Genomic DNA, 13,343 nt, shown 5'->3' on the forward strand with positions numbered 1-13,343 from the left:
TATTATCAAATAAATTAAACAAAAAAGGGCGTTTTCTCTTAAGATAAAAAAGCACAACAACACTTAAGAAGGAAACGCCCATGTCTTGTATTGTATCTGATTTTTTATCTAAAAACTTCTTTCCTGGCTTCATGATTACAAATATTTCTTTTTCTGAAGTGTCTGACAGGGATATTACCATCCAGCTGGAACCTAAAGAACCTCCAGTATGTCCACACTGTGGGAGCCATAACGTGGTTGTCCATGAATATAGACAGAGAGTCATCAAAGAAGAAAAGCTGCTAGGCTGCTTCGTTACTCTTGTGATCACCTACCGTACAATCAAATGCAATTACTGTGAGTGTAAATACGCTACAGAAGACATACCGTTCCTTTCCGATTCATTTAGAGTAACCAAAAGAGCAGAAGAATCTGTCATAGAGGATTTAGAGATGGCTGGCTCAATCAAGGATACCTCCAGGAGAACAGGATTGTCTTGGGATGTATGCAAGAATATTCATAAGAGATATCTACAGAGTACCATTTCATTCTCTCTGGGAAGTTCTGAGTTTTTAGCCATTGACGAGTTTTCAATCAAGAAAGGACACAAGTACGGTACGGTTGTCGCAGACATAGTAACCAAACGTGTTATCTGGGTCTGTGAAGGCAAATCAAATACAGATGTCAGCCGATTCTTTGAACTGTGTGGAAAGATAGGCTGCCAGCAGATAAAGGCTGTAGCTATGGACCAGAACGCTGGCTTTGCATCGCTTGTAAGCAGATACTGCTCTAAGGCTCTTGTTGTATATGACTTGTTCCATATGGTCTACAACTTCGGCAGACTTGTCATCAGTGCCATAAGAATAAGACTTGCCAACTACTACAGAGACCATGGCGATGAGGCAGGATATCAGCTGCTTAAAGGTTCAAGATTCCTTCTGCTTACACGTAATTCTCGATTATCTGAAGAAAAGAAACTAAGACTTGATTCTATCCTCAGCTATTACAGTGAACTGAACAAGGCAAATGAACTAAAGGAACTGTTACCAGAAGTATATGAAGCTAACTCTAAGGATGAAGCAGAACGATTATGGACTGAATGGGTAAGGCTGGCAATGTCCTCTGGTGTTGACGAGATTATGAAATTTGCTAAGAGTCAGAATGACCACTACAGAGATGGCATTACCAATGCGGGTATCTACCATATTAGGACAAGTGTACTGGAAGGTATAAACAATAAGATAAAGGTTCTAAAGCGTGTAGCCTATGGGTACAGAGATTTAGATTATTTCTTTTTAAGAATAAGAAGTGCATTCAGAGGAAAGTTTACTCCAATCGCGACGATTGGATAGAAGAAAGCCCTGATGAATTTTATTATATTCAAATCAGGGCTTTCCACAGATTCACGGATGAACCATTAAATTTACTAAGAAATTAAAGGGGGAGCAAAGCTCCCCCGAATCTTGATTCAATCTGATGATTGAATTAGAACTCAGCTGAACGTGGAGTACGTGGGAAAGGAATTACGTCACGTACGTTACCAACACCAGTGATGTACACAATCAGACGCTCGAAGCCTAAGCCGAAGCCTGAGTGTGGAGCTGAACCGTAGCGGCGCAGATCTCTGTACCACCAGTAGTCTTTCTTGTTTAGACCAAGCTCATCCATACGTCTGTCCAGCTTCTCAAGATTGTCCTCACGCTGAGAACCACCGATGATCTCACCGATACCTGGAGCTAAAACGTCCATAGCTGCAACAGTCTTGCCGTCGTCATTCTGCTTCATGTAGAAAGCCTTGATATCCTTTGGATAGTTCTTAACAACTACAGGAGCCTTGAAGTGCTCTTCAGCAAGGTATCTCTCGTGCTCTGACTGAAGATCGATACCCCACTCAACAGGGTACTCAAACTTCTTGGTAGCCTTCTTTAGAATCTCGATTGCGTCAGTGTAATCAACCTGAGCAAAGTCTGATTTTACGAAGTTCTCAAGACGGGTAATTGCATCCTTATCAACACGCTGAGCGATAAAGTTCATGTCATCTGAACGAAGCTCTAGAACTGTCTTGAATACATGCTTTAGAAGGCCTTCTGCGGTCTTTGCACAGCCATTTAAATCTGTAAATGCCATCTCTGGCTCAACCATCCAGAACTCAGCTAAGTGACGGGTGGTGTTTGAGTTTTCAGCTCTGAAGGTAGGACCGAAGGTGTATACCTTTGAGAAGGCACTTGCATAGGTCTCAACATTCAGCTGACCTGATACAGTCATGTAAGCGTGCTTGCCAAAGAAGTCCTTTGAGAAGTCAGCCTCGCCCTTGTCGTTCTTTGGAACGTTGTTTAAATCGAAGTTGGTAACAGTGAACATCTCACCAGCACCTTCACAGTCTGATGCAGTGATAAGAGGTGTTGCTACCCACATGAAACCGTTCTGCTGGAAGTAGCTGTGAATTGCATAGGCAACGGTGTTGCGGATACGCATTACAGCACCCATCAGATTTGTACGAGGACGCAGGTGAGCATACTCACGCAGGTACTCTACAGTGTGACGCTTTGCTGACATAGGATAGGTATCAGGATCTTCAACGAAACCTGTTACGATAATCTTGTCGGCTAATACCTCGTAAGCCTGACCTTTACCTTCAGAAGCCTTTAAGGTACCTTCAACAACAACGGCACAGCCGGTGGTCAGTCTTAAAATATCTGACTCATAATTATCTAAAGTATTCTGAGCAATAACCTGAACGTTATCAAAACCAGAACCATCGTTAACAGCAAGGAATGAAAAACCTGCCTTTGAATCACGACGGGTACGAATCCAGCCTGCAAGAGTTACTTTTTCTCCGATAGCAACTTTTCCTGCAAGGATTTCTTTTGTACTTAAAAGACTCATAATATGAAAATCCTAATTATTATTTACTTGTTTTTAATGAATTCATGTATTCAGGATCTAAGTGTCCTGCACGTGTCTTAACCAGGAACTGACCTCTTGGATGTTTGGTATCCTTGTTAACCAGTAAAGCAGGAAGCTTCTTGGTTTTGTTCTCATCCAGGAATCTCTTCAGTTCGTGAGCAACAGTTTCACCTGCAAAGCGGCTCTCGATTGGAAGAGTGGTCTCATCTGGCATAATCAGCATACCTTCAACGATGGTGATACCGTGTGTAGGAACAATATTGTCAACCTTTGCTACCACCTGTATACCTGTATTCTGTGCAATACGTGTTTTTGCATAGATATAGAAGCTCTTGCCGGCAAGAATACCAAACAGCACAACAAAGAAATACTGAAGCCAAGGCTGCTGACCTGTAGCCTCCAGCACTCTGAAAGCAAGAATGATACCGATACCGGTTACGAATCCATAGATGATACCGAAGATTAACTGTACAACAGCAATTCTTGGTTCGAAAGAATTCTTTCTGTAGTCTGCGTTAGTTAGCTGTGCCATGGATTATACCTTTATAGTTTTTCTTGACGTTGAAAGCTGACTCAGCATGCTTGCTGTTCTCATCAACGATAATTTCAACAGTTGCATCAACCTGCAGCTGAAGCATTGGATTTGAAATCAGACTCTTCTTTGCAACAGCATAGGTCTTGTTTGCTGGAACAAAGGTCTGAAACTGCTTATCCTCAAGATGCTGAATGAGGAACTCATTGTCATTTACATAATTAGCAGCTTCTCTGCCATTTAGTTTGATATTGATTTTTACCTTGTCAATTGGCATTGGTTCGGCAGATGAGTGATGAACAGTGTAATCAACTAAAAAGCCTTCAACATTGTTTTTATTCTGAAACTCAACTGAGTTGATATTCAGAGTCATCTTACGAGCGCCCTCTGGAAGTGATGTACAGCCAGCTGCAAGCAGGGCAAGTGAACCTGCAACTGCGATAAGCATTTTTTTCATAATCAATAATCAAAATAAACAAAAACTGATTGAACATTATACGCTTTGAGATGGGATTTTTTCAATTTTATTGAGGCTGGATATGATAAAAAAAGTTACAAATTTTCGTTTAATTATTAAGAGGATGAAGAAAAAAGACTGTTTTTAGAGCACTCAGCAGAGTAGAGAATTGAAGAAGGTAATTAAAAGCCTCAGGTAATTAGAGCCCGAGGCTTAATTGAAAAGATGATTACTGAAGGTTTCTGAACTTTTCTAAAGCAAGATTGTAGATGTTTGCCAAAGACTGTTCAGTTGTTGTCTTGTAAAGAGTTCTGGTATCAGTCAGCACTTTTCTGGTCTGTCTGTTCTTAAGATTAAAGTGTTTCTGATTTCCCTGATTCTGGGTATATACATCAAGCTCGATATCGCTGTTGATGTTATCGTTGATTTTCTGAAGTCCGGCCCAGGTCCAGAACTGTTTGATGCTTACCGCCATAATGATGGTGTCGGTATCCTCAGCAGCGCTGTCGTGTACAACGGTATAGCCATCATCGCTTAAAGCTCTCTCTAAAACCTCTCTTACAACCATGGTTACGGTCTTGTCACGTGGCAGCAGCATTGCTCCAGTCTGAGAACCAAAGCTGTTCTTTAATCTTGCATAGGCACGTGATTTGTAATCAGGACTTAAAATCTCACCTGATGGCAGATTTGGCTGATTCTCATTGCCTACAAACAGACGGTTGTCGGTAACATCTGCAATGCATACCTTTGGACCAGTACCATCTGAAACAACTTCAATAGGGGATTTTAAATCAGCAACATGCTCACCGTTAGAGCATGCGGTTACGAACATCACAGCAAAAAGCTGCAGAAGAATTACTAGTTTTTTCATATCAATACCTTGAGACTAATAATGAGGTGGCGGAACTTCATCCTTTTGAGAACGGGTCGCATAAGGATCTCCAACCTTAGAATAAAGAACCTTAAACTGTCGCTCTAGTTTATCCATCTTGTCATATAAATCACTTAGTTCTTTTGACTGTCTTTCGATGATATCCTCAAGCCAGGCAATCTTTTCCTCAAGTGAAATAATGTCGTTTCTGTTTTCTCTTACCATAAAAAAAATCCGTCACTTTTTTGATTTTTGAAATTATAATCTTTTTAACAATTTTTTGGAGAATAAAAATGTCAGCAACTGAATTAGTAGATATTGTTGATGAGGACAATAACATCATTAAAACTGTTACCCGTAAGGAAATGAGAAAAGATCAGCTGCCACACAGAGCCTCCTATATTGCGGTAATGGATCACAGTGGCAAGTTCCTGATTGAAATCAGAACTCTCTGCAAGGATTATTCTCCTGGTACCTTTGATGCTGTTGTAGGTGGTGTCATGCAGCATGGTGAGGATGAAATTCTAAGTGCTAAAAGAGAACTTTTAGAAGAGATTGGTGTGGATGCGGATTTACCATCCTGTGAATTCCACAGTTTCGGTCCTCAAAAGATTATCTCTAAAAGCGGTATGCGCTATTTCTACGGTTATCTTTATCTTGCAATTACTGACAGTATCACTGTAAGACAGAAGAGTGAGGTTTCAGGAATTCTGTATCTGTCTGAAGAAGATGTTCTAAGACTTGCTGACTCAACTGCCTATGATTCTGTTGTTGCCTTTAAGGAGATTGTAAAAAGGGCAAAAGAGCAGGGAATTATTAAGTAGAATCTAAAAATTCTTTTATCGGATATGTAAAAAGGCTGAGATTTTATCCCAGCCTTTTTCGTAGCTATATTATTAAAAGTACGTAAAAGCTACAGCCATCCTTTCTTTCTGAAGAAGAAATAGGTTATAGCAGCAGACATGATCATAAGACCGATAGATAGTGGGTAACCCCAGTACCATTCAAGCTCAGGCATGAACTTGAAGTTCATTCCGTACACAGATGCAATCCAGGTAGGAGGCATGAAAACTACAGCCGCCACTGAGAAGATCTTGATGATGCTGTTCTGTTTCTGATTGGTATAGCCCATGGAAGCTTCCAGCTGGAAGTTAATCTTGTTAGAAATAAATGAGGTGTGAGGCAAAATAGACTCAATATCGGTTAAAACCTCATCAAGAATTCTAATCTGTCGATCTTCAAGTGAACTTCCGAAGGTCTTTCTGATGAATCTTAGAGCTCTTCTGGTATCGTGAAGCGCCTGCAGAATCTGGGAGTTCAACTCCTCCTGATTTACAAGCTCCTCCAGGGTTTCATCCACGTGGAGTTCATCAGTTATCTGATCAGAAGTTTCTTCCAGAGTGCTGTATGCATCCTCGATCAAATCAGATAACTGATCTACCTTAAGCTCCTGAAGTTTAACCAGGATATCTAAAGCAGAACGTATATCAACCTTATTATGTCTTATGTAGTAGCGAAGTAGTCTGACAATGGAAATATCATCTTCACGGAAAGAGATCAGAAGATTCTTTCTCATTGTGAAAGACATGTTCACACCATGAGTTTCGTTAGAAATTCTCTGTGGGAATAAGGAAAGAATATGTACACCGTCAGGACCGACACGGAAACGTGATGATGACTCAATGTCATCCATCTCGTCCTCTTCAGGGACATCTTCCACGAGTAAGGCTTCAAGCCAGCTACGCTCTTCCTCATCAGGCTGGTTAACATCCAGCCAGATAACATCTGAAGGCAGAGGCTCGGTTGTTTTAATTGGGACAATAGCTAGGGTATCGTCTTCTTCATTTAAAAGGCATGCTGAGATCATCTGGATTCTCCGAAAAACAGCAGATGCTGTTTGGTTATTCGCACTAGCAGCATGGCATAAGGCTGTTTCTTTCAGCCCAAAGCTACCAATTGTTTTCCGTGTGTATTTTTTCACAAAAGAAAAAATTTTGCCACACAAAAAAACATAATATTTGAAATTTCTTTGTGTGGAATGATGACAGGCTTTTAAAGACTAAGGATCCAGACTTTAGAAATAATCAGTCTGCATCTGAGAGATTGAAGTTTTTCCAGTAAGCACCAAACTCCGGAAGAATATGTTCGCGCAGAAGTTCTACAACACGACCGATGTTCTTTTCACGAATAGCATTTGCAATATTCTGATGTTCAACAATTGATTTCTGCATATGCTCCAGATTGTTGCCCAGAAAGTTTCTTGCAGTATCCATGATTGCAGAGATTCTTTCAAAAGAGGTAATAAAGTAGTTGTTCTCACACAGAGAAACCAGAGTCTCGTGGAACAGAGAGTCCTGCTGAAGATAGACATCCCCCTGATTCAGGGCCAGGGCAGATTTCATCTTCATAATAATGTTTTCTGTTCTCTCAATGAGTTTTTCCTGATTCTGTCCAAAGGAGAGGATCATTCCCTGAGATTCGATGACAAAACGGAAATTTAATAGATTCAGAAGCTCTTTCTGAGATAAAGAGAATACATAGGTTCCGCTTTTTGGCTTACGCACGACCAGACCTTCGGCCTGAAGTCTTTTTAAGGCATCTCTGATAGGGGCCTTGTTTGCCTTTAGAGACTGCTCAAGAGTTCTTTCAGAGATTTTTTCACCCATGGCAAAAGTGCCGTTGACTATCATTTCTTTGATTCGGGTGTAGATAATGTCTTTTTGTAAGTCGTGTTCCATATTTTTTTACGTTTATTTGACGTTAAAAATTTTTTTTTCATTATATAATCTGCAATCTCAAAATCTCAAATTATCTAAAAAAAATGGTGCTTTGAACCAAAATAACGAGATATTTGTCACAATTAGCGAAATGTTAATAATTTTAATTTTTTGCTTTGAAATTTCTTAATTTTTCAGTGTATGAAAGTTGTCTAATACATTGAACAGCAAGGCTACCCAAAACCGAGGTAACTTATGCTAAAATTCAAAAAAAATGTTAGAGCACAATTAGGAAAAATATGTTTGAAGCAATTGTCTTTATATTAGTAGTAATGCTAATGCTTCTTGCCACCTTGGATCTTTTTGTAGGTGTAAGTAATGACGCGGCCAACTTCCTTAATTCAGCAGTTGGCACAAGAATCGCTCCTTTATTTGTTATTATGCTGGTTGCATCAGTGGGCGTTCTTTGCGGAGCAACCTTTTCATCAGGAATGATGGAAGTGGCCAGAAAGGGAATGCTGTTCCCGGAGCTGTTCTCCTTTGAGGAAATAATGCTGATTTTTGCAGCAGTAATGATTTCTGATGTTCTACTTTTAAACCTTTTCAATTCCTTTGGTCTTCCTACCTCTACCACCGTATCAATCGTCTTTGAGCTTTTAGGTGCAGCAACATTTGCATCTTTCTATAAGGTGTACGGTACAGACCTTCCGCTTTCAGATATTTTCAGCTATATCAAGCTGGATAGAACCGCAACTATCGTCTCTGCGATTCTGCTCTCTGTTGTACTGGCATTTATAACCGGTATGATTGTTCAGTTTATCTGCAGACTGCTCTTTACATTCAGATTTGACAGAACCGTAAATTATCTTGGCGGTGTATTCTGCGGTCTTTCTCTGACAGCTATTTCATACTTCCTGGTTATCAAGGGTGCCAAGGGCGCATCCTTTATGAAACCTGAGTATCTTGATTTTATTGATACCCACTTCAATACCATCATGTGGTGTATCTTTATCGGCTTCACCATATTAGGTCAGCTGATAATCCTTTTAAAGGGCAATGTGTTCAGACTTATTATTCTTGCCGGAACCTTTGCTCTTGCATTCTCATTTGCAGGAAACGACCTTGTAAACTTCGTGGGTGTTCCTCTGGCTGCTTTAGACAGCTTCGAGTTCTGGTCTGAAAATGCCTTTGGCAACCCAATGTTCCTGATGAATCATTTAAATGAGAACAATGTTACAAGTACCATCTGGCTGTTCCTTGCAGGCTCTGTAATGTGCATAACCCTGTGGGTTAGTAAGAAGGCTAGACAGGTAGTTCAGACCTCAATCAATCTGTCATCATCAACCTCTGGTTCACGTGAGCAGTTCGGTGCTTCAACCCTAGGACGAATCATTACCAGAATGGGCCTGGGGGTTTCACGCGCTGTTTATAAGACAGTTCCAAACAACTCAGCAAGATTCATTCGTCACAGATACAGACAGCCTGCAGTTGTAAAAGGTCAGGAAAGACTTCCTTTTGACTATGTAAGAGCCTCTGTAAATCTTGTGGTGGCTGCAACCTTAATTTCTGTTGCCACCTCTCTGAAATTACCTTTATCAACAACCTATGTATGTTTCATGGTTGCTATGGGCTCATCCTTTGCTGATGGTGCCTGGGATAGAGAAAGTGCTGTTTACAGAATTTCAGGTGTAGTTACTGTAATTGCAGGCTGGTTCTTAACCGGTATCTCTGCATTCAGCTTTGCTGCATTTATCAACTTTATTCTATGTAATCTTGGTTTCTATGCTGCTTTATTCCTGATCCCTTGTGTATTTGCTCTGATTATCTACACTAATTTCATCAGAAAGACTCAGACTGCAGCAGTAAGCTCAATTCTATCTGCCAAGAGCGACAGAGAGATTCTAAACAGTGTAGCTTCAACTGTTCCTAGCTACTACGAGAAGGAAATAACCTGTATCAAGACTGCTTTGGATGCTTTCTTTGAGGATAACGAGTTTGGTCTTCGCAAGGTAAGAAACAAAGCCTCAAATATCGCCGATGCTATTTCTATTGAAAGAAGTGCATACTACTCACTGGCTGTAGGTTCTGAGCAGAAGCTCTATCCTATAAAGAATCAGTCAACTACCAGCACCAATGATGCAAAGTTCTTCTTCTACCTGGTATTCTCAAATCTAAGAGAGGCTTCAAAGTCTGTTCATTATGCACTTGATCAGGCTGTAAACCATGTTGCCAACCGTCATACAATCTTCGGTGGTGCCATGAAGGAAAGCCTGTTTGACCTTGTTAAGAGAATTGATAGGCTGGTTGAAGATCTGCGTGCGATTGAAGAAAAGCAGTCTGCTGCCAATGTAGAGTCTGTAGTTAAGCACGCCAAGAAACTTAACCGTGATATTGATAAGTGTCAGATGGAGCTTGTATCAATCATTGGTAGAGAACATGTTTCAATGCATTCCTCTGAAATGTATCTGACATTCCTGCAATGTATGCGTGATTTAGCAAACCGTTATGTTGCTGTAAGTATGCAGGAACGAGCTCTGGCTGAGATTGTTCTTGGCAAGTCTCATTTTGATGAAGCTGACAGTCAGGTTCAGAGTTCATCACTGGCAACCGCCTTCCGTGAGGATCGTGAGGATATCAGTATCTCATCTTCAGACAAGGTGGATGCTGAGATTGTTGCTCCAGCATATGAGGATGACGGCGAGATGATTATTCTTCCAAAATCACCTGCAGCTATGGAGCAGGAAAAGAACAGCTAGACTGTTCTATAACCAAATACAATTAAGGCTCATTGGTTTTACCTCTGAGCCTTTTTTTGTAACTGAATACTTCTATTTTCTGTCTTATCTTTTGGTTCTAAAAAACTCCGTGTTCATGAAGAATATTAACACCAATTAAAAACAGGGTAATCGCACCCAAAAGATTTAATACTCTGTCGAGTTTTCTGAATTTTGAAAGCTGCTGTCCAGCCATAAAGCTTACGAAAGATATGGTAAAGCAGACGAGGCCAATTACTAAGGATGAGTAGAGAATTCTTGGATTTGAGGTAAGTCCCAGTGAAAATCCAACTGCAAGGGCATCAATTGAAGTTGCAATTCCAAGGCTTAGAAGAATAAAAAAGTTGATGTGGCGTGCTTCCTGAGATTCTCCCTGAATAGCTTCCTTTATCATATTAAAACTTACGCAGGCTAAAAGAATAAATGCCAGCCAGTGATCGTATTCGTCGATTAGGCCAATGATTGATTCTCCGCATTTAAATCCAATCATAGGCATCAAAAACTGAAAGAATCCGAAGGTAAAGGCCATACTTAAAGCATGACGCAATCTTGATTCTGAAGAGATCTGTTTCTTACCATAGATTACAGAACAGACTGATGCATCAATAGAAAGTGCAACAGCGGTAATAAATATTTCTAAAGTTGTCATGAAATTACCTTTTTTTTAGGCAATTATAAAAGATCTTAAGGGAGAGCTTCAAACAATAAAAAAGCTAATATTCACTTAAGGTGAATATTAGCTTTTATCTAAAGTAGACTGTAATTAACCGAATGAAAGAACTAAGCCTACCATGAATGCGTTAAACAGATTCAGGGCAAATGCACCTAATAAAGCTCTTACAATAATCTGAGCTAGAACCTGCTTTTTTGGAGGGAATAATGAACCGATAGATGCAACGCATACAGCCATACTTCCAATGTTTGAGAAGCCTGAGATTGCAATACATAGAACAGCCTGTGTTCTGTAGTCCATGCTCTGTAATGCTGGAGCTAATTCGGAGAATGCTACAAACTCGTTTAAAACAAGCTTTGAGCCTAAAAGCTGTGCACCAAAATCAGTATACTCTCCACTTAAGCCCATGAAGTATGAAACAGGGTAGAAGATCCATCCAAAGATTTTCTCGATGGTAAGACCGGTAGGTGACAGGATGCCATTAACCAGTGCAACCATTGCCACAATTGCAACTAGAGATGCAGCAATAGCAGAAACAATCTTAATACCATCCATTGCTCCATTTCCCAGAGCATCAATTACATTACATCCAGCCTGCTTTCTGTCAATCTCAAGCTTTGATGTAATTGCAACCTCTTCCTGTTCTGGATAAAGGATTTTTGACATGATGATTGAACCAAAAGGAATCAGAGTACATGCAAGGATTAGGAACTGCATTGGAATACCTAATGCGTTGTATCCGCCAAGAATGGATACAGACATACTTCCCATACCGGCAACTACTACAACGAAGATTTCACTCTTGGTCATGTTGCTCAGGTACTTGGAAATCAGAAGTGGTGATTCGGTCTGACCAAGGAACATATTGGCAACTGAGATGAAGCTTTCAACACGGGTGGTACCGATTAGCTTACCTACAGCAGATCCGATTACTTTAATAACGAAGCCAAGAATTCCAAGATAAGAAAGAACGTTTACAAGAGCACCGAAGAAAATAAGGTTGGTCAGAACCTGGAAGAGGAAGATGAAACCAGACTTTTCAATATCGATTAAAGGTCCGAATACGAAAGCAAGACCGTTTCTTCCATATCCAAGTACAAGAAGAAATGCATCTGAAATCTTCTCAATAACCCAGATACCTGTAGGAAGCTTGATAAAGATAAGGCAAAGGACGAACTGGGCAATCAGTGCCTTTATGATCATCTTCCATTTGATATGCTTTTTGCCGTTAGAAAATAGGAACATAACTCCCAGGATAAGAGTCATGCCTATAAGGTTAAGTATTGCAGACATATGTATACCTTTAATTTCGGTGAAGTAAAATTTAATCTTGATTTGAAACTATAATGCTTTCGATTTTAGTTTTGACGATGTCAAAAGCAGCCTCGTTCAGTGCACTGTTGATAATAATATCTGCAACTGATTTTGTTGGTTCAACAAACAGGTTGTGCATTGGTTTAACAGTGGACAGGTACTGAGCGATGATATCAGGAAGCTCTCTTCCTCTCATTTTGATATCTCTTGCTGCGCGTCTTAGAATTCTTTCATCAGCGTCAGCGTCAAGGTAGATCTTGTAGTCAAAAAGCTCACTTAGCTGAGTTTCGTGAAGAACAAGAATGCCTTCAACGATGATGACTTTACATGGTTTGATGAGAACGGTTTTATCTGATCTGTTGTGCTGTGTGAAATCGTATAGAGGACCTTCAACTTCGTGTCCGTTTTTTAGCTGTTTGATATGTTCAATCAGAAGGGAGGTTTCTAGTGAATCAGGGTGATCATAGTTGATTAGTTTTCTGTGTTCAAAGTCAATATCATCACGTCTTCTGTAGTAGTTATCATGGTAGATGACTGTCAGGTTGTCGCCGAAATATTCTTTAAGTCTTTTCGTAAAGGTTGACTTACCTGAACCGGTACCGCCTGCAATTCCAATAAATACTGTTTTCACTATCTTACTCTCTTCAACTTATCTATAGATCTGGCAATCTAACGTAAATTGTGTTTTTTATAAAGTTATTAGGTATTTCAGTACGTTTTAAAAGATCTGTACACAAACGGTGGCTATTATACATGATTTGAGTCACATTTATAGCCTTTTTTTGTTGAAGAAATCTGGAATATGAAACTCAGAAAGAACAAAGAGGGTGACTAAAAAGGTCGCCCTCTATTTTTACCTAAATTTTGTGGTTTTATTAACATTATTGATAATATTTTTATATTAAAACTTTATCTATTTCCTTGATATACAAAGTTAATATACTATACTTAATAATATAAAGAGTTATATTATTGGTAATATCGTTATGGATAAAGAAGATCTTTTCAAACCCTATATTCAAGATGATTTAGCCTTACTTCCTCCTTGTATTGGTGATTTTATCTCCCCTTCAGATCCCGTCAGACTCGTAAGTACAATTGTTGATAAACTTGATATCT

General features: G+C 39.7%; 13 protein-coding genes. 3 read left to right on the top strand and 10 right to left on the bottom strand.

The window, feature by feature from the left end; all coding sequences use genetic code 11:
* Nucleotides 1-80: 80 nt before the first annotated feature.
* On the top strand, nt 81-1,331 hold the full coding sequence (locus tag B5D46_RS05635) for an ISL3 family transposase (RefSeq protein ID WP_078928624.1): 1,251 nt from the start codon (nt 81-83) through the stop codon (nt 1,329-1,331).
* Nucleotides 1,332-1,464: 133 nt separating this feature from the next.
* Here the strand turns inward: B5D46_RS05635 and asnS are convergent, their stop codons facing one another.
* The 5 genes from asnS to B5D46_RS05660 all read right to left on the bottom strand — a co-directional run bounded on the left by asnS (nt 1,465) and on the right by B5D46_RS05660 (nt 4,971).
* Nucleotides 1,465-2,865, bottom strand: coding sequence for an asparagine--tRNA ligase (asnS, locus tag B5D46_RS05640; RefSeq protein ID WP_078928625.1), 1,401 nt, complete (start codon nt 2,863-2,865; stop codon nt 1,465-1,467).
* A gap of 19 nt (nt 2,866-2,884) precedes the next feature.
* Nucleotides 2,885-3,418, bottom strand: coding sequence for a hypothetical protein (locus B5D46_RS05645; RefSeq protein ID WP_078928626.1), 534 nt, complete (start codon nt 3,416-3,418; stop codon nt 2,885-2,887).
* Entirely contained in the window at nt 3,402-3,875 is a 474-nt protein-coding gene (locus tag B5D46_RS05650) for a hypothetical protein (protein WP_143675607.1), read from the bottom strand. The genes B5D46_RS05645 and B5D46_RS05650 overlap by 17 nt, the downstream gene beginning before the upstream one ends.
* A 229-nt stretch (nt 3,876-4,104) precedes the next feature.
* Nucleotides 4,105-4,746: a hypothetical protein gene (locus tag B5D46_RS05655; protein WP_078928628.1), complete on the bottom strand. Its 642-nt coding sequence runs from the start codon at nt 4,744-4,746 to the stop codon at nt 4,105-4,107.
* Between the two features lie 15 nt (nt 4,747-4,761).
* Nucleotides 4,762-4,971, bottom strand: coding sequence for a SlyX family protein (locus B5D46_RS05660; protein WP_031492877.1), 210 nt, complete (start codon nt 4,969-4,971; stop codon nt 4,762-4,764).
* 68 nt (nt 4,972-5,039) lie between these two features.
* On the opposite strand from B5D46_RS05660, the gene B5D46_RS05665 reads away from it, so the two are divergent.
* Nucleotides 5,040-5,570 carry an NUDIX domain-containing protein gene (locus tag B5D46_RS05665; RefSeq protein ID WP_078928629.1) on the top strand — a complete coding sequence of 177 codons (531 nt, stop codon included), beginning with the start codon at nt 5,040-5,042 and terminating at the stop codon, nt 5,568-5,570.
* An 89-nt stretch (nt 5,571-5,659) separates the two neighbouring features.
* Here B5D46_RS05665 and corA read toward each other — a convergent pair whose 3' ends face one another.
* Together corA and B5D46_RS05675 are read right to left on the bottom strand one after the other, a co-directional pair.
* Entirely contained in the window at nt 5,660-6,613 is a 954-nt protein-coding gene (corA, locus tag B5D46_RS05670) for a magnesium/cobalt transporter CorA (RefSeq protein ID WP_031491145.1), read from the bottom strand.
* A 217-nt stretch (nt 6,614-6,830) separates the two neighbouring features.
* The gene (locus tag B5D46_RS05675; RefSeq protein WP_031491146.1) at nt 6,831-7,484 is read right to left on the bottom strand and encodes a GntR family transcriptional regulator; all 654 of its coding nucleotides are present in this window, start codon (nt 7,482-7,484) and stop codon (nt 6,831-6,833) included.
* Nucleotides 7,485-7,762: 278 nt separating this feature from the next.
* Here B5D46_RS05675 and B5D46_RS05680 point away from each other — a divergent pair, with 278 nt between their 5' ends.
* Entirely contained in the window at nt 7,763-10,219 is a 2,457-nt protein-coding gene (locus B5D46_RS05680; protein ID WP_234973824.1) for an inorganic phosphate transporter, read from the top strand.
* A 97-nt stretch (nt 10,220-10,316) separates the two neighbouring features.
* On the opposite strand, the gene B5D46_RS05685 is transcribed toward B5D46_RS05680, so the two are convergent.
* The 3 genes from B5D46_RS05685 to udk all read right to left on the bottom strand — a co-directional run bounded on the left by B5D46_RS05685 (nt 10,317) and on the right by udk (nt 12,855).
* Nucleotides 10,317-10,886 carry a manganese efflux pump MntP gene (locus tag B5D46_RS05685; protein WP_078928630.1) on the bottom strand — a complete coding sequence of 190 codons (570 nt, stop codon included), beginning with the start codon at nt 10,884-10,886 and terminating at the stop codon, nt 10,317-10,319.
* Nucleotides 10,887-11,000: 114 nt separating this feature from the next.
* A complete protein-coding gene (locus tag B5D46_RS05690) occupies nt 11,001-12,203 on the bottom strand; it encodes a NupC/NupG family nucleoside CNT transporter (protein ID WP_078928631.1) in 1,203 nt (400 codons plus the stop codon).
* A 31-nt stretch (nt 12,204-12,234) separates the two neighbouring features.
* Nucleotides 12,235-12,855: a uridine kinase gene (gene udk, locus B5D46_RS05695; protein WP_078928632.1), complete on the bottom strand. Its 621-nt coding sequence runs from the start codon at nt 12,853-12,855 to the stop codon at nt 12,235-12,237.
* Nucleotides 12,856-13,343: the final 488 nt, after the last annotated feature.

Origin of the sequence: Succinivibrio dextrinosolvens DSM 3072, from assembly GCF_900167015.1 — a bacterium.
Lineage (GTDB): Bacteria > Pseudomonadota > Gammaproteobacteria > Enterobacterales > Succinivibrionaceae > Succinivibrio > Succinivibrio dextrinosolvens.